General features: G+C 66.7%; 26 protein-coding genes. 14 read left to right on the forward strand and 12 right to left on the reverse strand.

The genetic code is table 11. From position 1 onward, the window contains the following. Positions 1–36: 36 nt before the first annotated feature. Positions 37–552: a single-stranded DNA-binding protein gene (ssb, locus tag KM135_RS07975; RefSeq protein WP_221713452.1), complete on the forward strand. Its 516-nt coding sequence runs from the start codon at positions 37–39 to the stop codon at positions 550–552. 9 nt (positions 553–561) lie between these two features. On the opposite strand, the gene KM135_RS07980 is transcribed toward ssb, so the two are convergent. Together KM135_RS07980 and KM135_RS07985 are read right to left on the reverse strand one after the other, a co-directional pair. Next, a complete protein-coding gene (locus KM135_RS07980) occupies positions 562–1,134 on the reverse strand; it encodes a hypothetical protein (protein WP_221713453.1) in 573 nt (190 codons plus the stop codon). 233 nt (positions 1,135–1,367) lie between these two features. Then, positions 1,368–1,532 (reverse strand): DUF1674 domain-containing protein, encoded by a 165-nt coding sequence (locus tag KM135_RS07985; protein WP_221713454.1) that lies wholly within the window; start codon positions 1,530–1,532, stop codon positions 1,368–1,370. Between the two features lie 125 nt (positions 1,533–1,657). Between KM135_RS07985 and KM135_RS07990 the strand changes: the two genes are divergently transcribed. The 3 genes from KM135_RS07990 to KM135_RS08000 all read left to right on the forward strand — a co-directional run bounded on the left by KM135_RS07990 (position 1,658) and on the right by KM135_RS08000 (position 5,459). Further along, on the forward strand, positions 1,658–2,971 hold the full coding sequence (locus tag KM135_RS07990) for an RsmB/NOP family class I SAM-dependent RNA methyltransferase (RefSeq protein WP_221713455.1): 1,314 nt from the start codon (positions 1,658–1,660) through the stop codon (positions 2,969–2,971). 77 nt (positions 2,972–3,048) lie between these two features. Further along, the gene (gene rpe / locus KM135_RS07995) at positions 3,049–3,711 is read left to right on the forward strand and encodes a ribulose-phosphate 3-epimerase (RefSeq protein ID WP_221713456.1); all 663 of its coding nucleotides are present in this window, start codon (positions 3,049–3,051) and stop codon (positions 3,709–3,711) included. Then, complete coding sequence (locus KM135_RS08000) at positions 3,708–5,459, forward strand: heparinase II/III family protein (RefSeq protein ID WP_221713457.1); 1,752 nt, start codon at positions 3,708–3,710, stop codon at positions 5,457–5,459. The genes rpe and KM135_RS08000 overlap by 4 nt, the downstream gene beginning before the upstream one ends. A gap of 64 nt (positions 5,460–5,523) precedes the next feature. Here the strand turns inward: KM135_RS08000 and KM135_RS08005 are convergent, their stop codons facing one another. Further along, positions 5,524–5,685 carry a hypothetical protein gene (locus KM135_RS08005; protein WP_221713458.1) on the reverse strand — a complete coding sequence of 54 codons (162 nt, stop codon included), beginning with the start codon at positions 5,683–5,685 and terminating at the stop codon, positions 5,524–5,526. A gap of 164 nt (positions 5,686–5,849) precedes the next feature. Between KM135_RS08005 and purH the strand changes: the two genes are divergently transcribed. The 6 genes from purH to KM135_RS08035 all read left to right on the forward strand — a co-directional run bounded on the left by purH (position 5,850) and on the right by KM135_RS08035 (position 13,040). Continuing rightward, positions 5,850–7,439 carry a bifunctional phosphoribosylaminoimidazolecarboxamide formyltransferase/IMP cyclohydrolase gene (gene purH, locus KM135_RS08010; RefSeq protein WP_221713459.1) on the forward strand — a complete coding sequence of 530 codons (1,590 nt, stop codon included), beginning with the start codon at positions 5,850–5,852 and terminating at the stop codon, positions 7,437–7,439. A gap of 218 nt (positions 7,440–7,657) precedes the next feature. Continuing rightward, complete coding sequence (locus tag KM135_RS08015) at positions 7,658–8,011, forward strand: DUF6152 family protein (protein WP_221713460.1); 354 nt, start codon at positions 7,658–7,660, stop codon at positions 8,009–8,011. Positions 8,012–8,443: 432 nt separating this feature from the next. Further along, positions 8,444–9,193 carry a hypothetical protein gene (locus tag KM135_RS08020; protein ID WP_221713461.1) on the forward strand — a complete coding sequence of 250 codons (750 nt, stop codon included), beginning with the start codon at positions 8,444–8,446 and terminating at the stop codon, positions 9,191–9,193. Positions 9,194–9,304: 111 nt separating this feature from the next. Next, positions 9,305–10,831 carry an NAD(P)/FAD-dependent oxidoreductase gene (locus KM135_RS08025; RefSeq protein WP_221713462.1) on the forward strand — a complete coding sequence of 509 codons (1,527 nt, stop codon included), beginning with the start codon at positions 9,305–9,307 and terminating at the stop codon, positions 10,829–10,831. Further along, positions 10,828–11,250, forward strand: coding sequence for a GtrA family protein (locus tag KM135_RS08030; RefSeq protein WP_246605816.1), 423 nt, complete (start codon positions 10,828–10,830; stop codon positions 11,248–11,250). Before KM135_RS08025 ends, KM135_RS08030 begins: the two co-directional genes overlap by 4 nt. Next, on the forward strand, positions 11,247–13,040 hold the full coding sequence (locus KM135_RS08035; RefSeq protein ID WP_221713463.1) for a hypothetical protein: 1,794 nt from the start codon (positions 11,247–11,249) through the stop codon (positions 13,038–13,040). The genes KM135_RS08030 and KM135_RS08035 overlap by 4 nt, the downstream gene beginning before the upstream one ends. On the opposite strand, the gene msrB is transcribed toward KM135_RS08035, so the two are convergent. Further along, positions 13,041–13,535 (reverse strand): peptide-methionine (R)-S-oxide reductase MsrB, encoded by a 495-nt coding sequence (msrB, locus tag KM135_RS08040; RefSeq protein WP_221713464.1) that lies wholly within the window; start codon positions 13,533–13,535, stop codon positions 13,041–13,043. 88 nt (positions 13,536–13,623) lie between these two features. Between msrB and queG the strand changes: the two genes are divergently transcribed. Next, positions 13,624–14,721 (forward strand): tRNA epoxyqueuosine(34) reductase QueG, encoded by a 1,098-nt coding sequence (gene queG, locus KM135_RS08045; protein WP_221713465.1) that lies wholly within the window; start codon positions 13,624–13,626, stop codon positions 14,719–14,721. On the opposite strand, the gene rnk is transcribed toward queG, so the two are convergent. The 3 genes from rnk to KM135_RS08060 all read right to left on the reverse strand — a co-directional run bounded on the left by rnk (position 14,693) and on the right by KM135_RS08060 (position 16,522). Further along, complete coding sequence (rnk, locus tag KM135_RS08050) at positions 14,693–15,055, reverse strand: nucleoside diphosphate kinase regulator (protein ID WP_246605817.1); 363 nt, start codon at positions 15,053–15,055, stop codon at positions 14,693–14,695. The two genes, queG and rnk, sit on opposite strands and share 29 nt — an antisense overlap. 271 nt (positions 15,056–15,326) lie before the next feature. Next, positions 15,327–15,707 carry a hypothetical protein gene (locus KM135_RS08055; RefSeq protein ID WP_221713467.1) on the reverse strand — a complete coding sequence of 127 codons (381 nt, stop codon included), beginning with the start codon at positions 15,705–15,707 and terminating at the stop codon, positions 15,327–15,329. A 149-nt stretch (positions 15,708–15,856) separates the two neighbouring features. Continuing rightward, positions 15,857–16,522 carry an EI24 domain-containing protein gene (locus KM135_RS08060; protein WP_221713468.1) on the reverse strand — a complete coding sequence of 222 codons (666 nt, stop codon included), beginning with the start codon at positions 16,520–16,522 and terminating at the stop codon, positions 15,857–15,859. A gap of 114 nt (positions 16,523–16,636) precedes the next feature. Here KM135_RS08060 and KM135_RS08065 point away from each other — a divergent pair, with 114 nt between their 5' ends. Continuing rightward, the gene (locus KM135_RS08065) at positions 16,637–17,632 is read left to right on the forward strand and encodes an adenosine kinase (protein ID WP_221713469.1); all 996 of its coding nucleotides are present in this window, start codon (positions 16,637–16,639) and stop codon (positions 17,630–17,632) included. 95 nt (positions 17,633–17,727) lie between these two features. Here KM135_RS08065 and KM135_RS08070 read toward each other — a convergent pair whose 3' ends face one another. The 5 genes from KM135_RS08070 to KM135_RS08090 are packed head-to-tail and all read right to left on the reverse strand — an operon-like array spanning position 17,728 to position 23,049. Next, positions 17,728–18,003: a ribbon-helix-helix domain-containing protein gene (locus tag KM135_RS08070; protein ID WP_281422143.1), complete on the reverse strand. Its 276-nt coding sequence runs from the start codon at positions 18,001–18,003 to the stop codon at positions 17,728–17,730. Next, entirely contained in the window at positions 18,000–18,722 is a 723-nt protein-coding gene (phbB, locus tag KM135_RS08075; protein ID WP_221713470.1) for an acetoacetyl-CoA reductase, read from the reverse strand. Before phbB ends, KM135_RS08070 begins: the two co-directional genes overlap by 4 nt. A gap of 19 nt (positions 18,723–18,741) precedes the next feature. After that, on the reverse strand, positions 18,742–19,755 hold the full coding sequence (gene hemH, locus KM135_RS08080; RefSeq protein ID WP_221713471.1) for a ferrochelatase: 1,014 nt from the start codon (positions 19,753–19,755) through the stop codon (positions 18,742–18,744). Next, positions 19,752–22,037: a xanthine dehydrogenase family protein molybdopterin-binding subunit gene (locus KM135_RS08085; protein ID WP_246605818.1), complete on the reverse strand. Its 2,286-nt coding sequence runs from the start codon at positions 22,035–22,037 to the stop codon at positions 19,752–19,754. The genes hemH and KM135_RS08085 overlap by 4 nt, the downstream gene beginning before the upstream one ends. Beyond that, the gene (locus tag KM135_RS08090) at positions 22,030–23,049 is read right to left on the reverse strand and encodes an Mrp/NBP35 family ATP-binding protein (protein WP_221713473.1); all 1,020 of its coding nucleotides are present in this window, start codon (positions 23,047–23,049) and stop codon (positions 22,030–22,032) included. The genes KM135_RS08085 and KM135_RS08090 overlap by 8 nt, the downstream gene beginning before the upstream one ends. A 138-nt stretch (positions 23,050–23,187) precedes the next feature. Here KM135_RS08090 and hflK point away from each other — a divergent pair, with 138 nt between their 5' ends. Then, positions 23,188–24,282 carry an FtsH protease activity modulator HflK gene (gene hflK, locus KM135_RS08095; protein WP_246605819.1) on the forward strand — a complete coding sequence of 365 codons (1,095 nt, stop codon included), beginning with the start codon at positions 23,188–23,190 and terminating at the stop codon, positions 24,280–24,282. Further along, positions 24,279–25,124 carry a protease modulator HflC gene (gene hflC / locus KM135_RS08100; protein WP_221713475.1) on the forward strand — a complete coding sequence of 282 codons (846 nt, stop codon included), beginning with the start codon at positions 24,279–24,281 and terminating at the stop codon, positions 25,122–25,124. Before hflK ends, hflC begins: the two co-directional genes overlap by 4 nt. Positions 25,125–25,230 lie beyond the last annotated feature (106 nt).

Below are 25,230 nucleotides of genomic sequence, written 5' to 3' on the forward strand. Positions count from 1 at the left end.
GTTCATTCCACCCATTCAGAATATCCGGAGAGCCCCATGGCAGGCAGCGTCAACAAGGTCATTCTCGTCGGCAATTTGGGCGCCGATCCTGAAGTGAAAAGCTTCAGTAATGGCGGACGCATCTGCAATCTGCGCATCGCCACCAGCGAGAACTGGACCGATCGCGCGTCCGGCGAGCGCAAGGAGCGCACCGAGTGGCACAGCGTCGTGATCCGCTCGGACGGTCTCATCGGTATTGCCGAGCGCTATCTGCGCAAGGGCAAGAAGATCTACATCGAAGGCTCGCTGCAGACCCGCAAATGGCAGGACCAGAACGGGCAGGATCGCTACTCGACCGAAGTCGTCCTCTCCGGCCCCGGCGCGGTCATGACCATGCTCGACGGCGGTGGTGAAGGCGGCGGTGGCGGCGGTGGTGGCCGGCGCAACGAAGGCGGCTGGGGCTCGGGCGGCGACGACATGGGCGGCGGCGGTGGTGGCAGGTCGGCCGGCGGCGCAGCGCGCCAGAGCAGTCCTTTCAGCGACAATCTGGACGACGACGAAATCCCGTTCTGAACGGGACGCTCAGATCCCGGCGATCTGGTGCCGAATGCGGTCGAGCTGTGTGGTTTCGCGCACGATTTCCATGAGTTCGATACGGATCGCGCTGTTCTTGGTGTCGCGGCAGAGCACGGCATCGTCCTCCAGGTCCTGCGCACCCTCGACGACGAGCAGCCGGAACTGGGCGATGCGCTGAAGCGCGCCGTCGATCTCCGCGATCACGGTCAGCACCTGCTTGTCATGCCGGTCGCGCATCGCCACCAGCGCCCGCAATTCGGCAAGCAACTTCTGCATGGTGGGGCGGGTTCGCCCGCCGACGGCACGCACGTCGCCAAATGCCTTGCGCATGACCGCAAGCTTCTCGGCCGTGGTCTGTTCGAGATGACCCCAGGCGAGGATCAGCTCGCCGATCGAGGCCAGCAAAGCGGGATTATGGGGCCGCGCATCGCCATCGGCCTGCTCATGGGCGCCAAGAAACAGATCGGGCTGAGGGAGGGTGGGCGGTTCGCCGGCCGGCGTGGGATGACCGGCCGGCGTTCCGTCGTCGACCGATGTGGGAAGTTCGGTCGAAGCAGAAGTTCGGTTAGAATCGGTCACCACATAAGTCCGGATAACAGAGATGCGTCATGGCCCGATGGTGGGAGCACCAAGCCATCCGAAACCGCATCAAGCCCGAAGACCAAGCGTCCCGATTCTCGTTTCCACCCTCTTTTGCGGGGTGGTGTGGCAACTATATGACGCAAAAATGACGGTAATGCATTCGAAAAGTGATCCAAAAAGAGACAGGCGTCGAAAAAAGTGCGAAAAAGGCGACGAGGCGTTTCCATGGATCAGAAATCGATCGCGATGCCGTTCTTTTCCCAATCGCCGTAACGTGTTGGATCGAGCCTGTTTTCATCCGTCCGCAAAACGGCTGCCGACTCGTCCGGCACGGGGACTGGCGGACTCTTGGAGAGATAGGCCGGTGGCTTCACATGGTCGGGACGTTTGCCCATCGGAGCGGCTTTCGAAAGTTGGCGCCTGATGCTCCATGCTATTGGCTCCCCGCTGCCGGTTTGCAAGCCATCCGGGCCACCGCATGCGCGGTTCCCTGCACCGTTCATCTTGCTATAGGCCCGCGATGACCAACCAGCCCACCCGACGCCGGCCCCGCCCGAGCGAGGCCGAACCGCAAGGCTTTCCCGCGCGCCGCGCCGCGCTGCGCCTGCTCGATGCCGTACTGCGCCGGGGGCAGCCGCTCGAGCAGGCGCTGGGCGCGGCGGCAGGCGGCCTTGCCTTGCCGGCGGATCGCGGACTCGCGCACAATATCGCGGCACTGACCCTGCGCCATCTCGTCGATCTCGACGCGCTGATCGACGGCGCGACCCGGCAGCGCCTGCCCGACGACGCCAAGGCGCGCATGGTGCTGCGGATGGCGCTTGCCCAGGCGCTGCTGCTGGAAACGCCCCATCATGCCGCGGTCGCGACGGCATTGCCCCTGGTGGATGGCGGGCCGCGCAAGCTGGTCCACGGCGTTTTGAGCGCGCTGCTGAAGCAGGGCGCCGCCTTGCCCGCGCTGCCGCGACTGCCGGGCGAGACCGAAGAACGATGGCGCGCCGCATGGGGCGACGAGATGATCGCCGCCGCCAGCGCCGCGATCGCCGAGCGCCCGCCGCTGGACCTCAGCTTGCGCGATCGGGACGCGACCGCTGACTGGACGGAGCGTCTCGGCGGCGTCTCGCTGGCGCCCGGCCATGTGCGCATCGGCGCCGATGCCGATGTGACCGCCTTGCCCGGCTATGGCAGCGGGGACTGGTGGGTGCAGGATCTCGCCGCTTCGCTGCCGGCGCGGCTGCTCGGCCCGGGGAACGGCCGCACCGCGCTCGATCTCTGCGCCGCGCCCGGCGGCAAGACGATGCAACTCGCTGCCGCGGGCTGGCACGTGATCGCGGTCGATCAGTCCCAGCGCCGCTCCGAGCGGATGCGCGCCAATCTCGCGCGGACCGGGCTCGATGCCGTGGTGATCCAGGCCGATCTGCTGTCATGGGCGCCCGAGGAGCCAGTCGATGCCATCCTGCTCGACGCGCCGTGCAGCGCGACCGGCATTTTCCGGCGCCATCCCGATGTGATCCACCGTATCGGCCCGCGCCAGATCGCCGAGATGGCGGAAATACAGGCTGCCCTGCTCGATCGCGCGCTCGGCTGGCTGAAGCCGGGCGGCCGGCTCGTTTACGCGACCTGCTCGCTCGAACCGGCCGAAGGCGAGGCGCAGATCGCGGCGCTGCTGGCGCATCGACGCGACATCGCGCCGGTTGATATCGACGCCGCATGCCTGCCGGCCGGCATTCCCGTCACGGCGCCCGGCCAGGTCCGCACCCGACCGGATCTCCTGGCGGACCTGGGACGGCTCGACGGCTTCTTCATTGCGCTTCTGTCCCGAACCGAGCCGGTTTGAGGCGACTCACCGAATCCATCCACAACTTTATCCCCGGCGCGGTTGATCTGCCTGAATCGCAAGGGTAAGCGAATTTCATGGTGCCATCCGTCCGTATTGCGCCCTCCATCCTGTCCGCCGATTTCGCACGTCTCGGCGAGGAAGTCCGTGCGATCGACGAAGCTGGCGCCGACTGGATCCATGTCGATGTCATGGACGGCCATTTCGTGCCCAACCTGACGATCGGCCCGATGGTCGTGAAGGCGCTCCGTCCGCACAGCGCCAAGGTGTTCGACGTCCATCTCATGATCTCGCCGGTGGATTCTTTCCTCGACGCCTTTGCCGAGGCGGGCGCGGACATATTGACCGTGCATCCCGAGGCGGGCGCCCACACGCATCGCACCGTCCAGCGCATCAAGGGCCTTGGCAAGAAGGCGGGCATCTCGCTCAATCCCGCGACACCGGCCAAGATGCTCGACTATCTCATCGACGATATCGATCTGGTGCTCGTCATGAGCGTCAATCCCGGCTTCGGTGGGCAGAGCTTCATCGAGAGCCAGCTCCGCAAGATCGAAGCGGTGCGCAAGATGATCGACAAGACCGGCCGCGAGATCGCGCTGGAAGTCGACGGCGGCATCGATGCGACCACGGCCCCGCGCGCCATTGCGGCCGGCGCCGATGTGCTGGTGGCCGGCACGGCCACTTTCCGGGGCGGGCCAGGCGCTTATGCGGCCAATATCGCGAGGCTGCGCGGCGCATGAGCACGCGGCCGCTCCCCATGATGACGCCGGAACCGCCCGAGGAAGACGGCATCGAGCAGGGCAAGCGCCTCATCCGCCTGTCGGACGATCGCGGCCTCAGCCTCACGCAGAAGCTCGCCAATCATTTCTATCGCATGACCTGGGGCACGCCGTTCCACACCATGCGGCTCAAAGGCAAATATCCGCTCAAGCTGCTCGCCGTGCCGGACGATGCGATCCCCGGTGACGCCCGCGCGGGCAAGGCGCTGCGCGCCGGCTATTTCCTGTTTCGCGGCATGCGCCAGCAGGTCGCCTCGCTGGACTGGCGCAAGATCGACCAGCCCGATGCCTTCGTCGATTATCTGCACGGCTTCCGCTGGCTGCGCGACCTCGCCGTCGCGACCAGCCGAGACAATGCCGTGCCGGTCGCCGAAGCGCAGATGCGCGCCTGGCTCGCGGCCCATGCCGAGACGGTGAGCGAGCCGGCCTGGCGTGCCGACGTCGCCGCCTGGCGCATCCTGCACTGGACGGCCTTCTCGCCGCTGATCCTCTCGAGCGGCGATCTCGTCTATCGCAGCCTGGTGCTCAACGGCATCGCGCGCACCGCGCGCCATCTCGACCGCAGCGCCGACAAGGCGCCGATCGGCCTGCCGCGCGTCACGGCCTGGGCCGGAATCGTCGCGGCCAGCCTGCTGCTGCCGGGCGGCGAACCGCGCCGCATCTTCGGGGAGGCGGGCCTGCGCCGTGCGCTCGAGAGCGCCTTCTATGCCGATGGCGGCATCATTTCGCGCTCGCCGCTGGAACAGACCGAGGCGATCACATTGCTCGCCATGCTGCGCGCCGTCTATGACGTGCGCCGCGAGGACATGCCGGGCTTCATCGCGCAGACGCTGGAGCGCATCGTCGCGGCCCTGCTCGGCGTCCTGCATGGTGATGGCGCGCCGGGGAGCTGGCAAGGCGGCGCTCCCGTCGATCCGGCCCGCATCACCGCGATCGTCGCGGCCTCCGGCATCCGCACCCGGCCGTTGCGCCAGGCACGCGACTGGGGCTATCAGCGCCTGTCCGCCGGCACCACCGTCATCCAGCTCGACGCGGCGCCGCCGCCGGTCGCGCGCCTTGCCAGATGCGGCTGCGCCTCCACCGGCGCCATGGAACTGTCGGACGGATCGACGCGCGTGATCGTCAATTGCGGCGGCGCGGCGCTCGCGGGATCCATGCTTCCCGCCGATCTGGCGCAGGGGCTGCGCACGACCGCTGCGCATTCGACGCTCATTCTGGACGACAGCAATTCGACGGCGATCATGCCGGACGGCTCGCTCGGCCGCGGTGTCGGCGAAGTCGAGCTGGACCGGCACGAGCTGGAGCAGGGCAGCCGGCTCGACGTGGCACATGACGGCTATGCAAAGCGGCTGGGTTTCCAGCACCGCCGCATCCTCGTCCTGAGCAACGAGGGCCGCGAACTGCGCGGTGAGGATGTGCTGCTGCCGGTCGAGAAGCGCCGCAAGATCGCGGATTGCCCCTATGCCATCCGCTTCCATCTCGGGGTCGAGGTCGAGCCGACCCTGACGGCCGACAAGCAGGGCGCGCTGCTGCGCCTTTCCAACGGGGCGCTCTGGCAATTCCGCGTCGGCGCGGGAGAACTCAGTGTCGAGGACAGCCTCTGGGTCGATGGCGACGGCCGTCCGCACCCGACGCAACAGCTCGTCGTCAACGGCACGACGGGCTCCGGCGGCACGAACATCGGCTGGCTGCTCAAGAAATCGGGATAGCGCCGGCGCCAGAGCCGCTCGTCTAAGCTCTTGTGACGGGAGCCGTTTCTTCCGGCTCCCGCTTTCAGGAACTGGTGGCGAGCCTTTTCAGCTTGCGAGCATGGGCCTCATGCTTGACGGCAACCTCGCGAAGACGACGTGCCAGGTCCGGATCATCGCTCGTGTCCGCTCGTTGCCTGGTCGCTTTGGCAAGCTCGGCATAATGCTCGGCATTGCGCCATTCCATGGCGATTATTTAGCATGTGCGGGGCGCTCGACCAAGATATCCACAGCGGTTTGCCGCTTGACGGGACTCGCCTGACAGTCGAGGGGTCCGCCCGTCGAACCGAGGCCGAAAGCGCCGGGGCTGCGACATCGCCAGGATCGTGAAACAGGCACGGGGACGAGACCATGCAGGACGTGAAAATTGAGCGGGCGTTGCTCTCCGTGTCGGACAAGACCGGATTGATCGATCTCGCTTCCGCACTCGTCCGGCATGGCGTGGAACTGGTCTCGACCGGCGGCTCGGCCAGGACGCTGCGCGACGCCGGCCTGCCCGTGCGGGATATTTCCGACCTCACCGGTTTCCCCGAGATGATGGACGGCCGCGTCAAGACGCTGCACCCCAAGGTGCATGGCGGTCTGCTCGCGGTGCGCGACAATCCGGAGCATGTCGCCTCGATGACCGAGCACGGGATCGGCGCGATCGATCTCGTCGTCGTCAATCTCTATCCCTTCGCGGCCACCGTGGCGAAGGGCGCGGATCGCGAAGAGATCATCGAGAATATCGACATCGGCGGCCCCTCCATGGTCCGCTCGGCCGCCAAGAACCATGCCAGCGTCACGATCGTCACCGACACGGCCGACTATGCCCGGCTGATCGAGGAGATGGACGCCAAGGGCAGCGCCACCAGCTATGATTTCCGCCGCCTGTGCGCCGCCAAGGCCTATGCGGCGACCGCCGAATATGACGCCATGATCGCCAGCTGGTTCGCCTCCGCCGATCAGGGCGAGATGTTCCCGCCCTCGCTCTCCGTGCCGCTGCGCCGGGGCCAGTCCCTGCGCTATGGCGAGAACCCGCATCAGCAGGCCGCGCTCTACCTGCCTGCCTTCGCGCCCGGCCGCACGATCGCCGATCATGTGCAAGTGCAGGGCAAGGAGCTCTCCTACAATAATCTCAACGATGCCGACGCCGCGCTGGAGCTGATCGCCGACTTCCGCGATGGCCCGCCGACCGTCGCGATCATCAAGCATGCCAATCCCTGCGGCGTCGCCACCGGCGAGACCCTGATCGAAGCCTATCGCGCGGCCTTCCTGTGCGACACCGTGTCGGCCTTTGGCGGCATCATCGCGGTCAACCGGCCGCTCGATGGTCCCACGGCCGAGGCGATCACCGAGATTTTCACCGAAGTCGTCTGCGCGCCCGATGCCGACCAGGCCGCGAAGGCCGTGTTCGCGAAGAAGAAAAACCTTCGCCTGATCCTGACCGGCGACCTCCCCGATCCGGCACGCGGCGGGATGACGCTCAAGACCATAGCCGGCGGCGTACTGGTGCAGACGCGCGACAACGGCCGCATCACACCGGAAGAGCTCAAGGTCGTCACCAAACGCGCACCGACGCAACGGGAGCTGGCCGATTGCCTCTTCGCCTGGACTATCGCCAAGCATGTGAAGTCCAACGCTATCGTCTATGCGAAGGACGGCGCCACCGCCGGCATCGGCGCGGGGCAGATGAACCGCCGCGATTCCTCGCGCATCGCCGCCATCCGCGCCCGCGAAGCAGCGGAAGCAGCAGGCTGGAGCGAGCCGCGCACGGTCGGTTCCGCCGTGGCGTCCGACGCCTTCTTCCCCTTCCCGGATGGCCTGCTCGCCGCGGCGGAAGCTGGCGCGACGGCGGTCATCCAGCCCGGCGGTTCGATGGGCGATGCCGACGTCATTGCAGCGGCTGACGAGGCTGGCCTGGCCATGGTGTTCACCGGCATGCGGCATTTCCGGCACTGACATATTCCTCCCCAAGCTTACTTGGGGAGGGGACCACCAAGTGGTGGAGGGGAAATAGCGCTCCCCGGTCGCCAGAGAGACTTCACCTCCGCCGCCTTCGCCCGCCTCCATCGTCAGATGGAGAAGAAATGGAAGGCGCGCTTGGTCATTTCGGGAAAATACGGTAAATTCAGTGTTCAAGGGGGCCGAGTCACTCTGTTGCGAGAGGGTCCGTTGCCATGCGCCTGTCCTTGATTGCCGCTGTCGTGCTGCTCAGCCTCGTGCCCACAACCCCGGCCGAATCCCATCATGGCTGGAGCAGCTATGATGCCGCCAGGACCCTGACCATCGAAGGCCCGCTCGTCTCGCTGCGCTGGGCCAATCCCCATGGCGCCGCCACGGTGCGCCACGAGGGCAAAAGCTGGGATGTCATCCTCGCGCCGGTCACCCGCATGGAAGCGCGCGGCCTCTCCGAGGCGCTCATCAAGCCGGGCAGGAAGATCACGCTCGTCGGCTATCCCCGAAGCGACGGCACGCCCGAAATGCGAATCGAGCGCGTGATCGTCGAAGGCAAGACCTACGAATTGCGCTGAGTTCGACGGTCACTCTCTTTGCGACATCGACGACACGCGCCGCTCCCGCAATGGCCGATTTGGGGTGGAGAGCTGACATTCTTGAATCCCTCTCCCCTTGCGGGAGAGGGCTGCGCAGACTTGGCAGCGTGCTGCCTAGTCGGAGCTGGGTGAGGGGTAAGCGATCCGCAGGATCGCGCGGATCTCTGATCCGCACCCCCCTCATCCAACTGCGCCTAGGCGCCTACCGGCGCCAAGGCTGCGTATCCTTCTCCCACAGGGGGAGAAGGTCGGGAAAGTCGTCGCAAACAGCCATCCCGAATTTATCGATCCGTCCCCGCTCATCCAGCGTTAAGGGGGATGCGCTCAGGTCGCTGACGCGATAATCCGCGAGGCGTGCTGGCAGGTGCATTTCCCTTTTCCGTTTTCCGCGCGTCCGATGGACCAGCGCCGATGACGGGGCGTGCCCGCTACGGCGCGGACCGGCGGGTCAAGATCGGGCCTCTGGCGCTGACGATCGCGCTGCATGTGCTCGTCGTCGCGCTGTTCGTGTTCTATAGGTCATCGCCGATCCCGCGTCAGGCCGAGCGAGCGCTCAGCACCTTCTTCGTGCCGGACAAACAGGCCGAGGATGCCGAGGCCGCCAAGGCGCAGACCAAGGAGCAGCCCAGGGAGAAGGACAGCGAAACGCCGCAGGAGCGCGAGACTCCCGTCGAGCAGCCACCGGCGGTCGCGCCACCCGAGCCGCCGGTGGTCACCGCCCCCAATTACCTCACGATGACCCGGGCGGAGTTCGCCGCCTCGAACATCGCCAACATGCAATCCTACAGCAAGAGCAGGGCCAATGAGGGCAACGGCGCGAACAGCAGCACCGCCCAAGGCCCCGGCGAAGGGCCGGGTGGCGCACAGCTTTACGATCCCGACTGGTTCCGCCGTCCGACCAGCACGGAGCTGGGCGGCTATCTCAATGCCGGCATGCCACGCGAAGGCTGGGGCTTGATCGCCTGCCAGACCATCGCGCGCAACCGCGTCGATAATTGCCGCACGCTCGGCGAATATCCGGCCGGCTCGGGCTTCGGCCGAGCCGTGCGCGAAGCTGCGTGGCAATTTCAGGTGCTGCCGCCCCGCGTCAACGGGCGTCCCGTCATCGGCGCGTGGGTGCGCATCCGCATCACATACGGCACGGTTAACGAAGCAAGCTGATGAGGGTTCGGCCCCGTTCATAAGGAGGCCGAACCTCGGCTGGTTTAACGGTTTTTTAGGTGACTTCGTTCATTCCCTCGGGCAGTCATACCTCCCGGGGGAACTGCCTGAATGTCGCGTCCTGACCAGCCCGTCGATGTGGCCATCATCGGTGCGGGGCCAGCCGGCCTCACCGCTGCCTATCTGCTGACCAAGGCCGGTCACAGCGTCACCGTGATCGAGAAGGATCCGGTGCATGTCGGCGGCATCAGCCGAACCGTGGAGCACAAGGGCTTCCGCTTCGACATTGGCGGCCACCGCTTCTTCTCCAAGTCGAAGGAAGTGGTCGATCTCTGGAACGAGATCCTGCCGCACGATTTCATCGATCGGCCGCGGATGAGCCGCATCTATTATGAGGGCAAGTTCTACAGCTATCCGCTGCGCGCGTTCGAGGCGCTGCGCAATCTCGGCCTCTTCCGCTCGGCCATGTGCATGCTGAGCTATGCGCAGGCCAAGCTGTTCCCGATCAAGGAGGTGAAGAGCTTCGAGGACTGGGTGGTCAACCAGTTCGGCCGCAAGCTCTATTCGATCTTCTTCAAGACCTATACCGAGAAGGTGTGGGGCATGCCCTGCGACACAATGTCGGCGGATTGGGCGGCGCAGCGCATCAAGGGGCTGAGCCTCGGCGCCGCCGTGCTCGACGGCCTCAAGCGCAGCCTCGGCCTCAACAAGAAGCCCAATGACGGCATGGGCACCAAGACCCTGCTGGAGCATTTCCGCTATCCGCGCCTCGGCCCGGGCATGATGTGGGACGCCGCGCGCGACCAGGTCGTCGCCGGCGGCAATCAGGTGCTGATGGGCCATGGCCTCAAGCGCCTCAGCCTCGACCAGGTGACCGATCGCTGGACGCTGGAAGCGACCGATGAAGCGGGCGAGACTCTTTCGATCAGCGCCGCGCACGTCATCAGTTCCGCGCCGATGCGCGAGCTTGCCGGCCGCCTGCATCCCGCGCCGGCCACGCTCGGCAATGCGCTGTCGCTCAATTATCGCGATTTCCTCACGGTGGCGCTGATGATTCGCTCGGAAGATCTCTTTCCGGACAACTGGATCTACATTCACGATCCGCGCGTGCAGGTCGGCCGTGTGCAGAATTTCCGCAGCTGGTCGCCTGAAATGGTGCCTGATCCCGACATCGCCTGCGTCGGCCTCGAATATTTCTGCTTCGAGGGCGATGGCCTCTGGGCATCGAGCGACGAGGATCTGATCAAGCTCGCCACCAGCGAGATGGAGCTGATGGGCCTGGTCAAGGGCGAGCAGGTCGTCGGCGGCGCCGTCGTCCGGCAGGAAAAGGCCTATCCGGTCTATGACGAGACCTATGCGCAGAATGTCGCCGTCATGCGCGCCGAGCTCGAAGAGAAATATCCGACGCTGCATCTGGTCGGCCGCAACGGCATGCACCGTTACAATAATCAGGACCATGCGATGATGACGGCGATGCTGACCGTCCGCAACATCGTCTCGGGCACGCGCGTCTACGACATCTGGGGCGTCAACGAGGACGCCGAATATCACGAGGCCGGCCATGACGGCGCCCTGACAGAGGGCGAACGCGCGGCACTTGAGAGCGAGCGCGCCGTTCCCATGGCCGTGCGCGCATGATTGCATCGCTCTGGTCCGCGGGCATGGAGCTGCTCCGGCAGCGCTACGTCCGCTATGGCATTGCCAGCGCCGTCGCGCTCGGCAGCGATATGGGCCTGTTCCTGCTGTTCATGAGCGCCGGGCTCGATCCCGCGCCCGCCTCCGCACTCGGCTACAGCGTCGGCATCCTGGTCCACTGGCTCATTTCGTCACGCCTCGTCTTTGCGGAAGGCGCCGCGCCCAAGGGGCCGGAGCGGACTCGCCAGAAGGCGCTCTTCGTGGGCTCGGCCATCATCGGGCTCGCCATCACCACCGGCATCGTCGCGCTCGGCAGCTTCCTTGGCCTCGTGCCGGTCGCCTCCAAGCTGATTGCCATCGCGGTGAGCTTCCAGACGACCTATATCCTGCGCAAGACGATCGTATTCGCGACATCGCCATGACGGCGGGACCGAATATCTCGAAGCGCGCGAGCCGGTTGATCCTGCTCGGCCTGTGGCTCGCCACCTGCGCGGCGCTGATCGCCACGACCTGGCACTTCATCGTTCCGCTCAATTTCCGCGATCCGGACGATGCCCTGCGCCTTGTCCAGGTGCGTGATCTTCTCGCCGGCCAGAGCTGGTTCGATCTCACCCAGCATCGCATCTATCCGCCGGAAGGTGTGCCGATGCATTGGTCGCGCCTCGTCGATGCGCCAGTCGCTCTGCTGCTGTGGCTGCTCAATCCGCTGCTTGGCCAGGCCCTGGCCGAGCGGATCGTGCTCGTCGCCGTACCACTCGGCGCACTCCTCATCCTCGCTCTCCTCCTCTACAGGATCAACCGCACGCTCGCCTTGTCCCGCGCGGCGTCCCTGCTCGCGGTTGCCATGCTGTTCAGCACGCTCTCGATCCTGATTCAGTTCGCGCCGCTGCGCATCGATCATCACGCGATGCAGATGATTGCCGGAGCGGCGGCGATGCTGGCCGTGGTGAGCGCGCCGCGCAGCGACGGCCGGCGGGGGCTCATCGCCGGCGTGGCGATGGCCTGCTGGCTTCAAATCTCGTTCGAGGGCCTGCCCTATGCCGTAGCCATCGGCGGCATCCTCGCCGCGAGCTATGTCTACCGGGCGGAGCGCTGGGCGGATTTCCAGGATTATATGCTCGCCCTGCCGCTGGTCTCGGCGGCGCTGCTCGTCGGCACGCGCTATCCCGCCGACGCGATGATTCCCTGGTGCGATTCCTTCTCGCCGGCCTATCTCAGCCCTCTCGGCGTCGTGTCGCTCCTCCTGCTGGTCGGCCAGAAGCTCTGCCCCGGAAAGACGCCGCTGCTTCGCGCCATCCCCTTGGCGATTGCCGGCGGCGCGGGCGCGGCCCTGTTCATTGCCCTGTCGCGCGAGTGCCTCGCCGGCCCGTTCGAGACTCTGGACCCGATCGTCTATCAGCTCTGGTATCTGGCCGTGCGCGAAGGCCTGCCCCTCACCGCGCAGAAACTGGACTTGCAGGCTATCATCATCGCGCCAGCCATACTCGGCTTCGTCGGCACCGCGATGGCCATTCGTCGCGCCGACGAACCGCGCGTCCGGGAGGCCTGGATCGTGCTCTTCGCCATGCAGGTCATGGCGTTTCTCGTGGCGCTGTCGGTGATGCGCGCAATGGGGTTCGCGCACCTCATGTCCCTGCCCGGCAACACGATGCTCGTCGTCATGCTGGTCGCTGCCGCGCAACGGATGAAAGTGGCGACGGCGCGCGTGCTCGGCACGTCCGCCTGCTTGCTGGCGACCCCGATCGGCGCCTCGTGGATCACCGCCGGCCTGATCGACGAGGAGCCGGCCAACGCCGCCGGATCGGCCGTGCCCGACCGCTATCGCTGCACCACGGCCGGGACATTGCGCGGACTGGATGCCCTGCCGTCAACACTCATCTACACCCCCCTCGACATAGGCGCCCACCTCCTCGTCTACACACAACACAGCGTCGTCGCGACGGGGCATCACCGCAACGCCGGCGGCATGAAGACCGTCCTGACCGGCTTGACGGCGCCGACGGCCGAGGCCCGCGCCATCGTGACCGGATCGGGCGCGCGCTATCTCGCATTCTGTCGGGGCGAGAACGAGATCGCACGCTATACGCGCCTCTATCCGCGTAGCCTCATGGCCGATCTGGCGGCGGGGCGCACGCCTGTCTGGCTGGAGCCGGTGGCGATGCGTCCCGGCGAATCCATCCGGGTTTACCGGATCGTGCGCCCGGCCGACTGATCAGGCCGCCACGAACTTCATCGCCACGCCGTTCATGCAGTAGCGCAGGCCCGTCGGCATCGGCCCGTCATTGAAGACATGGCCGAGATGCCCGCCGCAACGCGCGCAATGCACTTCCGTCCGTGCGACGCCGATATCGCGATCGATGCTCGTGCCGATCGCCTTGGGCAGCGGCCGCCAGAAGCTCGGCCAGCCCGTGTGGCTCTCATATTTCGTCCGCGAATCGAACAACTTCTGGTCGCAGCCGGCGCAGATGAACGTGCCCCGCCGCTTTTCCTTGTTAAGCGGTGAGGTGAACGCACGCTCGGTCGCCGCTTGGCGCAAAACCGCATAAGCCTGCGGACTGAGACGCTTGCGCCACTCCGCATCGGCCAGTTGAAAAGGCGCTTTCGGGCGCGGCCCGCCTTCGCCGGCTTCCGCGGCACCGATCCACAGGGCAATCGCCGCCGCGGCACCGCCGCCAAGCAGGCTTCTGCGGTCGAACATCGTCGTCATAGGTCTCTCCTCTGCCCGAACCGCCTCTGATGTGGGTGCGAAAAACGGGTTCGCAAGATTTGTACCCTTCAGATACGCACGCGGGGCAATGACGGATGCGGTATCATCACCCACACTGGAAGAGCGGATCAAGGCGGAGGCCCGGGCGCTCGGTTTCACCTCCTGTGCGATCACGCGCGCCGATGCGATCCCGCAGGCCGCCGAGCGGCTGAATGCGTGGCTCGCCGAGGGGCGCCATGGCGAGATGGGGTGGATGGAAAGCCGCGCCGATCAGCGGGGCAACCCGCAAGCACTCTGGTCCGAGGTCCGATCGGTCATCATGCTCGGCATGAGCTATGCGCCGCTGATCGATCCGCTGGCGCATGCTGACCATCCGCAGATCGGCCGCATTTCGGTCTATGCGCAGGGGCAGGACTATCATGACGTCGTCAAGCGCGCGCTGAAGGCGCTCGGCCGGTGGCTGGCGGAGCAGGAAGGCGAGCAGCTCAAGGTCTTCGTCGATACGGCGCCGGTGATGGAAAAGCCGCTGGCGGCGGCGGCCGGCCTCGGCTGGCAGGGCAAGCATACCAACCTCGTCAGCCGCAGCGAAGGCAGCTGGCTGTTCCTCGGAGCTATCTACACGACCGCTGTACTCGCGCCTGATGCCCCAAGCGGCGACCGATGCGGCTCTTGCAACGTCTGCCAGGCCGCCTGCCCGACCAACGCTTTCCCCGCGCCCTATCAGCTCGATGCGCGGCGCTGCATTTCCTATCTCACCATCGAGCATAAGGGCCCGATCCCCGAGGCGCTGCGCCCCGGCATCGGCAACCGCATCTATGGCTGCGACGATTGCCTCGCCGTCTGCCCGTGGAACAAGTTCGCGCAAGTTGCGCGAGCCAACCGGGCCTTTCTGCCGCGCGCGGAACTGGTCGCGCCGGCGCTGGCCGATCTGCTCGCGCTCGACGATGCGGGGTTTCGCGAGGTCTTCGCCGGATCGCCGATCAAGCGCATCGGCCGCAATCGTATGGTGCGCAACGCGGCCATCGCCGCCGGAAATAGCGGCGATACCGCGTTCATTCCGGTACTGGCGCGTTTGAGGAATGACGACGATCCGATTGTCGCCGAGGCGGCCAGCTGGGCGCTCGCGCAACTGGGCGCAAACGACGGCCGGGCGCCTGTCAGGCCTGTCGCACCCCAAGGATCTTGAGCCGCCGCTCCTTGCCCGAACGATCGGGCCAGGCAATCGACTGCCCCTCCCGCAGCCCGATCAGCGACGCGCCGACCGGCGTGAGGATCGAGATACGCCCCGCTGCGATGTCGGCATCCTGCGGATAGACGAGCTGAACGACCCGGTCGGTCCCCGTCGCCTCGATCGTGAAGTCGACGGTCGACATCATCGTCACCACATCCTCGGCGATGCGATCATGTGCATAGAGCCTTGCTCGCGTGATTTCGTCGAGCAGCAAGGCGCTGACATCCGGCAGCTTGTCCTCGACGCTGAGCGCCAGTGCGGCGAGCGCATCGGCTTCTGTATCGATCATGTGAATCGGTGGCCGTCGAGCGGCGATCATATCGGTCATTGTGCGGGCTTTCTCGCGAGAGATGGGGTTGTCGCGGCGTGCGGCGGCGACAGTCAGCTAGCGAAGCGTGACCCCGGCGTTCGGGGCATAAAGCGCCGAACCCCGGGGCTAGATGCCCGCGAGAAGTTGACCCCCATGATATCTGAACCGGGAAGGACCGGAATGCTCGATCATGAACCCAGAGTCTCACCCCCGGGCGGGCAAGTCAACCAGGGCCTGTTATGCCCGCTTTTCATCGTTCCCGCAGCAGCTTGACGCAGGCATTCCAGTCCATGTCGGTGCCTGCGTTGTTACGCGCATCGACATGCGTCACGATCGGCTCACGATTGGTAGCGGGCGGATAGAGATAGGTGTCGAGCACGCACTGGCCGTTGGCGAACTGAAGCTTGCGCGCGGCGGGATCGCGTATATCGAGGCGCGGCTCGCCGAACAGGCGGACAAGACCGCGCGCATCGGCGCCCATGACGCCGACCGGCTCGGGCCGACTCGCCGGCGTGAAACCCGCCGCCGGGGCCGGCGTCGTCGCGGGCGGCACGATGCTCGCGCCGCAACCGCCGAGCGACAGCAGCGCCAGCGACAGGATCGCGGCGGAAATGGGAGAACGGGCGGCCATGGCGTGAGGTTGTGTGGACATTCAGATCAGGGCGAACCGAAAATGGTGGTCTTGCGTGACCCGGAGCGCAGCGTACTCACAGTACGTGAGCACCGGAAGCGCGCGAAACCGCCATTTGCAGGCCGGCATGGGCTGAATGTCCATACAACCTAGCCCGTCTTGCGCCCGTGAAACATATGCGCGGCCATAGCCACGCTCCAGATCGGCGCAAACAGATTAACGACGGGTGGCAGGAAAAGCAGCGCCGAAACGAGTCCGACCTGCCAGCGCTCGCTCGCGCGGAACGGCGGAAGATCGGGATGCCGCCCCTCGACCAGCTCCGCCATGTCCCGTCCGAGCAGATAGGCATTCACGACGAGGAACAGCAAAGGCGCGCCGATGCCGGTGACGACCAGCAGAAGATAGAGAGGCAAGGCTGCGATGTTCCAGCCGATCGCGCGCAGCACCGATCGGACCGCGACCCGCATGCCCTCGGTCACCGGCACGACGCGCGCCAGCGCATGCCGCTCGCCATAGCTTGCTTCCTCGACCGCCGCGACGATCCGGTCCGCATAGAGGCCGACAACGGCCACCGCGACGGTGCGGAACAGCACCCAGCTGCCGATGCCGATGACCACCGCCGAGAGCAGCGCGCCGATCAGCCCGTCCGGTTGCCACTGCCCCATCCACGCGAAGGCCATATGCAGCCCCCACCACATGGCTGCGCCAAGCGCCGCGAGGACCAGCAACGTCAGCGCCAGCGTGCGCCAGAGGACTCCGCGCACGCTGGGCAAGGCGATCTGAGGCAACGCGCGCAGGAAAGCCGTGACGATCATCCGTCCCGTCTCGCGCACCGGCCGTTGAGGGTCAAGCCAGCCATGCCCAAGCTTGCCGCGCCCTGCCGCCGCCGATAGAACGGCGCCACTTCCCTGCCCCGAAAGGAAACCTGCTTGTCCGAGCCCATTCTCGACATCGTCGCCATCGGCAATGCCATTGTCGACGTCATCTCGCAGGAGGATGACGCCTTCATCGCCAGCCATGCGCTGACCAAGGGCGGGATGCAGCTGGTCGATACCGAGCAGGCCGAGCTGCTCTATTCGGCGATGAGCTCCGGCCTTGAGATCTCTGGCGGATCGGCCGCCAACACGCTGGCCGGCATGGCCGCGCTCGGCTGTTCCTGCGCCTTCATCGGCCAGGTCCGCGACGACCAGCTTGGCGACATCTTCGCGCATGACATTCGCGCGCTCGGCATAAGCTTCGAGACGGCTGTGGCCACTGACGGCCCGCCCACGGCGCGCTGCCTCATCATGGTGACGCCCGACGCGCAGCGCACGATGAACACCTTCCTCGGCGCCTCGCAGTTTCTGCCGCCCTCGGCGCTCGATCTCGACATGATCCGCTCGGCGCGTATCCTCTATCTGGAAGGCTATCTGTGGGACCCCGAGCAGCCGCGCGCCGCGATGCGCAGCGCCATCGCCGCCGCGCGCGAGGCCGGCCGCGAGGTCGCCTTCACCCTCTCCGACGCCTTCGTGATCGCCCGCCATGGCGATGATTTCCGCGCGCTGATCGAGGAAGGTCAGATCGATATCCTGTTCTCCAACGAGAGCGAGATCACGGCGCTCGCCGGGACGAACGACGTCGAGAAGGCCATCGCGACCTTCGCGCCCAGGCTGCGCACGCTCGTCGTGACACGCAGCGAGAAGGGCGCCATCGCGATCCGGGACGGTGAGCGCCACACCGTCACCGCCGCACCGGTCGAGAAGGTGCTGGACACGACCGGGGCGGGCGACCTGTTCACCGCCGGCTTCCTGGCGGGCTATGTGCGCGGCAAGGCCCCGACGCAGTGCCTGGAAATGGGGGCGCTGTGCGCGGCCGAGGTCATCTCGCATTATGGCGCGCGGCCGGAGAAGGATTTAAAGGGGTTGTTGGGCGGACTGCTGGACTGAATCCGGCCTTCGTCCCGTCACCCCAGCGAAAGCTGGGATCTCAGGCGAGGTAGCGCGGCCACCGCACGAGATCCCAGCTTTCGCTGGGATGACGGCTAAGAACGAGGCTCATCCTCCCGCCCCGCCTCCACCAGCAACCAGCAGCGGATCGCGCTCGCCAGATTCGGCGGCTCTTCCTGCCCGATCCGCTCGGCATCGATGCGCGCGACCAGCGCGCTGTACGGCAGGCCCTCGGCACGCGCCCGGTCCTCCAGCGCTCGCCAGAAGACCGGTTCGAGACTGATCGACGTGGTATGCCCGGCGATGGTCATGCTGCGCTTGACCGGCCCGGCATAGAGCGGCGGCTCAGACTCCACCGCCCGAGCGCTCAATACATATGCTGGCCGCCATTGATCGACATAGTCGATCCGGTGACGAAGCCGGCATCCTCGCTGCACAGGAAAGCGACGCCGCGCGCGATCTCATCGGCATGGCCAAGGCGGCCGACCGGCACGCGGGCAACGATTTTCTCGAGCACCGGCGCCGGCACCGCCGCCACCATGTCCGTGTCGATATAGCCCGGCGCGATCGCATTCACGGTGACGCCGAACTTGGCGCCTTCCTGCGCGAGTGCCTTGGTGAAGCCGTGAATGCCCGACTTGGCGGCGGCATAGTTGACCTGGCCATATTGGCCCGCCTGCCCGTTGATTGAGCCGATATTGACGATGCGGCCCCAGCCGCGCTCCCGCATGCCGGGAAACGTCGCCTTCGCCATGTTGAAGCAGCCGCCGAGGTTGATGCGCATCACCTCGTTCCAGTCCTCGAAGCTCATCTTCATGAGCACGCCGTCGCGCGTGATGCCGGCATTGTTGACGACGATGTCGACCGGCCCGAGATCGGCGGCAACCTGCGCGCACCCATCGAGGCAAGCCTGATGATCGCCCACATCCCACTTATAGGCGCGGATGCCGGTCTTGTCGGTGAAGGCCTTCGCCTTCTCCTCATTGCCCGCATAATTGGCCGCGACCGTATAGCCCATGTCGCGCAGCGCCAGGCTGATCGCTTCGCCAATGCCCCGGGTGCCGCCGGTCACGATCGCCACTCTGCTCATGCAACTCTCTCCTGTTGACTCACCGTAGGTTCGCCCAGCCGGCAAGCTCGCGCCCGAGCAGCTGGCGGTACAGGACGATAGCGTCGCCTTCCGCGTTTAGACAGGGCAAAAAGGCGAAATTGCGCCCGCCTCCGGCCAGGAATGTCTCCTTGCCGCGCAAGGCTATTTCCTCAAGCGTTTCGAGGCAATCGGCCGAGAAGCCGGGCGTCATCACCGCCACGGAAGCGACGCCCTGACCCGGAAGCGCGGCGAGCGTGGCGTCGGTCGCGGGCTCCAGCCACTTCGCGCGGCCGAAGCGCGACTGGAACGTCACCATGACCTCGCGCCCCAGCGCTTCGCCAAGCAGGCGCGCGGTCTTGTAGCATTGGCAATGATAGGGATCACCGAGATCGAGCGTACGCCGCGGCATGCCGTGGAAGCTGGCCACGATCCGATCCGGCACGAAGCTGAGCGCGGCCAGCTGCCGCTCGGTGCGGGCGCGCAGCGCCTCGATATAGGCGGGATCGTCATGATAGGCGGGCAGCATGCGCAGCGCCGGCTGCCAGCGCATGCCCGCCAGCACGCGGGCGACCTCGTCCATCGCTGTCGCCGTCGTCGCCCCGCAATATTGCGGATAGAGCGGCGCGATCAGGATGCGGTCATGGCCGCTCGCCTTCAGCGCAGCGAGCCGGTCGGCAATGGCGGGATTGCCGTAGCGCATCGCCCAGTCGACCGTGATGTCCTCGCCCCAGGCCCGGCCGAGTCCGCGCGCCGTATCGCGTGTGTTGACCGCGAGCGGCGAGCCGTCCGGCGTCCAGACCTGCTCATAGGCATGGGCGGACTTGCGGGGCCGCGTGTTGAGGATGATGCCGCGCAGGATCGGCTGCCAGAGCAGGGCCGGGATCTCGACCACGCGCGGGTCCGAGAGAAACTCGCGCAGATAGCGCTTCACCGCCGCCGGTGTCGGCGCGTCCGGCGTGCCGAGATTGACGATCAGCACCGCGACCTTGCCGGTCACGACCGGCGGATGATCGCTCGGCAGCGCCGCGCTCATGCCGCTTCGCCCAGGATCGGCAGCGAACGGTAGCGCTTGCCGGTAATGGTCGAAAGCGCACCGGCGAGCGCGGGCGCCACGGCCGGCACGCCCATCTCGCTGAAGCCGACCGGTCCGCCAGCGCTGTCCAGAAACTCGACCATGACGTCACCCACATCGGCAAGGCGCGGCAGGCCATAATCGGCGAGCCGCATCTTCCCCGGCAGCGAATTGCGATAATTGGGCGATCCGCCAAGCGCCATGGCGAGGCCGAAGATCAGCCCGCCCTCGATCTGCTGGCGGGCGATGCCCGGATTGACGATCGTGCCGAGGTCGGCGACCGCGACCAGTCGCTTCACCGCGACCCGCCCGCCCGCAAAGCCCGCTTCCACCAGCACGGCGATGTAACCGCCCTTCATCGCGCAGCAGGCAATACCCTGACCACTGCCGCGCACGCCGCCCGACCAACCGCCGAGCGCCGCCACATTCGTGAGGCATTGCGCCAGCCGGGGATGGCCACCGAGCATCTGGATGCGGAAGGAGAGCGGCTCCACGCCGGCGACGATCGCCAGCTCGTCGATGAAGCTTTCCGAGAAGAACGTGCCGTAGCTCGCCGCATTGCTGCGCCATCGGCCGACCGGCAGGCCGATATCGGCTGGGAAATGATCCACGGCGAAATTGGGAATGGCATAAGGCAGGTCCATGCCCGCCACCGCCAGCTCATCCGTCTCCCCCGCCGTCGAGACCAGCGCTTCCTTCCGGCTCTCGCCATGGCCGATGCGGCGCCAGAGCTGCGCGAGCGCGGGCGGCGTCGCCACCTTGGCCGACCAGCCTTCGACAAAGCCGCCCGCCTCGAGCCGCGCGGCCATGCGCGCTTTCGCCGGGGGTCGGGGACAGTCGCGAATGATATCTTCCGAGCGCGACCACATGAGCTGCACCGGCGCCTTCGCCGCGCGGGCGATCAGCGCCGCCTGCACGCCGGCATCCACTTCCATCTTGATGCCGAACGAGCCGCCCGCGAACAGTGGATAGATCGTCACCGACGTCTCGCTGACGCCGAGCGCTCGGGCCACCGCTTCGCGCGCCAGCACCGGCGCCTGGGTCGGCATCCAGAGCTCGATGTCATTGTCGCGGATGCGTGCCGTCGCCGCCATCGGTTCGAGCGCGAGATGCAGCGCGGGCGCGACCACATAATCTGCGCGCACGATCCGCGCGCCATCGAACACCGGCGCGAGATCGCCCCGGCTGAAATAGCGCCCGCCGTCATCGCCCTCGAAAGCGGCGTCCAGCGCGCCCGCGATCGAGCGATCGCTGACCGCCGGGCCGGCCAGCTCGAACACCGGATCCAGCCGGTCGAGCGCCTGATTGGCCGCCCACCAGTTGCGCGCCGTCACCGCGACCCAGCCGGTCCCCTCCGGGCGGATCACGCCGATCATGCCGGGCACCTTGCGCGCCGCCGCCTCGTTGATCGACTTGAGCCGCAAGGCGTTGACCGGGCCTTGCCGGATCGCCGCATAGATCATGTCCGGCAGGCGAATGTCGGCGGCATAATTGGCCGATCCGTCGATCTTGGCGGGAATGTCGAGGCGCGTGACTTCGCTGCCGATCAGCGCTTCGTCGCGCCCTTCCGGGCGATAGGGCAATACAACCGGCGGTTTGAAGGCGCCCGCTTCATGCGCCACTTCGCCGATGCGCAGCTTGTTTGTGCCGTCCGAGATGATGCCATTCTCGATGTCACAGCTTTCCCAGGTCACGTCCCAGCGCGCCGCCGCCGCCATGCAGAGCAGCACGCGCGCTGCTGCGCCCGCCGCGCGCAGATCCTCGTAGAAACTGGGCACGGAGGTCGATCCGCCGGTCAGCATGAGCATCGAGCTGCGCGCGCGATCGTCGATGAAGCGGTCGCCCCAGTTGCCGAAGCTGCGCTTCACCGGCCCGTCGAACCACTCCCGCGCGAGCAGGCGATTGGCATAGAGTGGCCCTGGCGGCGCGGGCTGCACGGCGACTGCACGCCAGTCCGCACCCAGCTCGTCCGCCACGATCTGCGCGAACAGCGTGAAGACGCCCTGGCCGAGCTCAGCCTGCGGCACCATCACGATCACCTGTCCGCCGCGATCCACCTTCACGAAGGCGCCGAACGCGGTCTCGCCCTCGGCGGTATCGGCTTGCTGATCGTAGCTGCGCGGCCAGAGCGCCCAGGCGAGGGCAAGGCCTCCGCCGACCGCGGCGCCCGTCAGCAATGTCCGGCGGCTCAGGCGCAGGCCGCCGCCCTTCTCGTCAAGGTACCTGTCCGGCCTCTCAGCCAAAGGCGGGGCTCGCGCGGCCCGCGCCGCCATCCAGCCAGCGCGCCACGCGCTCGGCAATGGCGCGGAAGGGTTGGCCGATCACGCCATCTTCGGCGGCCGGCGGCATGCCGTTGTCCGATGCCGTGCGCACCGCGATGTCGAGCGGTACGCGGCCAAGGAACGGCAGGCCGAGCCGCGCCGCATCCGCTTCCGCGCCGCCGCTGCCGAACGGGTCCGACACCTCGCCGCAATGCGGGCAGACATAGCCCGACATATTCTCGACCATGCCGATCACCGGCACCTTCGCCTGATCGAAGAAGCTGATCGCGCGCGCGGCATCGATCAGCGCCAGATCCTGCGGGGTCGAGATAATCACCGCGCCGGCCGGCTTGTACTTCTGGATCATCGTCAGCTGCACGTCGCCCGTGCCCGGCGGCAGATCGACGATCAGGATCTCCGTGCCGCGCCAGTCTGCATCGATGAGCTGGCCGAGTGCATTGCCCGCCATCGGCCCGCGCCAGGCGATCGCCTGGCCGGGCTTGGCGAGATGCCCCATGGAAAGCATCGGCACGCCATGCTCGTTCGGCACGGGAATGAGCCGGCTGCCCTCGGCCTGCGGCTTGACACCTTCGCTGTCGAGCAAGCGCGGGAGCGAAGGACCGTAAATGTCCGCATCGACCATGCCGACCTTCTTGCCGAGGCGCTTGAGCGCCACGGCGAGATTGACCGAAAGCGTGGACTTGCCGACGCCGCCCTTGCCCGATCCGACCGCGACGATCAGCGGCCGGGCCGATCGCTCGGCGGTCATCGCGATGCGCACGTCGGATATGCCGGGCTCGATCTCGCCCGCCGCCTTGATGCGCGCCGCGAAGGCATCGCGCTCGGCCGCTTCCAGCTCGCTCACGTCGAGGACGAGGCTCAGCACCCCGTCCTTCTGGCGCAGGCCGCTCACACGCCCGGGGGCGATGGCGTCGATCCGTGCGGCCAAAGCTGCATCCACGGCCGTCCCGGCCTCTCTCGCTGCGTCACTCATGGGGCGCGCTTTAAACTGATCGGTGCCGCCGCGCAAAGCGCCGCAAGGCGGTTTTTGTGACATGTGCGCGATATTATTGGGGGCACGGCCCTGTATTTCCTCGGATAGCGTCCCTATACAAGCGGCATGGACACTGACATGACGCAGCGCCCCGGCCAGGCCTCGGCGATGAGCGAAGGCGGCCCGTGGGGCAGCAGGGACGAGGACAATGGCGGCAAGGGCGAAGGCGGCCCCCGCAATCCGTGGAACCCGCCGCCGCGCGGCGACGAGCCGGGAGGACGCGGCCCACGCGGCCCCAGCGCCATCGACGAACTGCTGCGCCGCGCGCGGGACAGCTTCGGCGGCGGCTTGCCGAACGGCCCGCGTGGTCGCGCGCTCTGGCCGTTCATCGCCGGTGCCGTCGTGCTCATCTGGATCGGCACGACCAGCTTCCATCGCATCGGCCCGCAGGAGCGCGGCGTCGTCTCGCTGCTCGGCAGCTACAGCAAGACACTCGAGCCGGGCATCGGCATCACGCTGCCGGCACCGTTCGAAAGCGTCACCGTGGTCGACATCGAGGAAATTCGCACGATCGATCTCGGATCGGCCGGCAACGAGGCGGAAAAGCTGGTGCTGACCGCCGACCAGAACATCATCAATCTGGGCTATTCGGTGCGCTGGAACATCAGCGATCCGACGCAATATGCCTTCCAGATCGCCGACCCGGACGCGACGCTCAATGAAGTCGCCGAATCCGCCATGCGCGCCGTGATCGCGACCGTGTCGCTGACCGACGCCATGGGCGCCGGGCGCAACGCGATCGAGAGCCAGGTGCAGGAGCGGATGCAGAACATCCTCAACACCTATCGCGCCGGCATCCGCATCCAGGGCGTGGCGATCAAGCAGGCCGACCCGCCGGATCAGGTCAATGACGCCTTCAAGGAAGTGACCGCCGCGCAGCAGGCGGCCGAAACATACATCAACCAGGCGCAGGCCTATGCCCAGCAGCTCTCCGCCCAGTCGCAGGGTGAGGCGGCCGCGTTCGACGCGGTCTATGAGCAGTACAGGCTCGCGCCCGACGTGACCCGGCGGCGCATGTATTATGAGACGATGGAAAAGGTGCTTTCCGGCGTGAACAAGACGATCGTCGAAACCGGTAACGTGACGCCGTATCTGCCGCTCCCCGCCGTGCGCGCCAATCGCACGACCACGGTAGAAGCCCAGCCGCAGCCTCGGCAGGGAGGCGGCCAGTGAACCTCTCGGCCCGCAACCCCATCGCGCTCGCCGTTCTGGCGACCATCGCGCTGTTCCTGATCGGCAGCACCTTCTCGATCGTGCCCGAGACGCGCCAGGCCGTCGTACTGCGGCTCGGCGAAGTGAAACGCATCTATAATCCGTACAAGCCCAACGAAGTGTTCGGCGCGACCGGCGCCGGGCTCAAGGTGCGCATCCCGTTCTTCGATCAGGTGGTCTGGATCGACAAGCGCGTCCAGTCGGTCACCATGGAGCGCCAGCAAGTGCTCTCGACCGATCAGCTGCGCCTGCAGGTCGATGCCTTCGCGCGCTACCGCATCGTCAATCCGCAGCGCATGTATATCGCCGCAGGGAACGAGGAGCGCGTCAAGGATGCACTCCGCCCGATCCTCGGCTCGGCCCTGCGTAACGAGCTGGGCAAGCGTCGCGCGGATCTGCTGCTCAGCCCCGAGCGGGGCGAGGTGATGACCAACATTCGCCGCAGCCTCGATCGTGTCGCCGCGCAATATGGCGCCGAGATCGTCGATGTGCGGATCATGCGCACAGACCTGCCGGACGGCGCCCCGCTGCAGAGCGCCTTCCAGCGCATGCGCTCGGCGCGCGAGCAGGAGGCGCTAACCATCCGCGCAGAAGGCGCCAGGCGTGCGCAGGAAATCCGCGGCCAGGCCGATGCCGACGCCGCGCGCGTCTATGCCGCCAGCTTCGGCAAGGACCCGCAATTCTATGATTTCTACCGGGCCATGCAGTCCTATCGGATCAGCTTCGCCCAGCAGAATGAAGGCGAAACGAGCGCGGTGCTGTCCGCGGACAATGACTATCTCCGCCAGTTCAGGGGGCGCTGATTTCGTGGGCCGGCGCTGGAACGTCCAGCGCCGCCGCTCATTCAATGCCGGTTAATCCGGCACGCGCCATGGCCCGGACAAGGTCGCGACAATTTTCCGGTCGGGA

The sequence above is a fragment of the Sphingobium xanthum genome, assembly GCF_019737615.1.
GTDB lineage: Bacteria > Pseudomonadota > Alphaproteobacteria > Sphingomonadales > Sphingomonadaceae > Sphingobium > Sphingobium xanthum.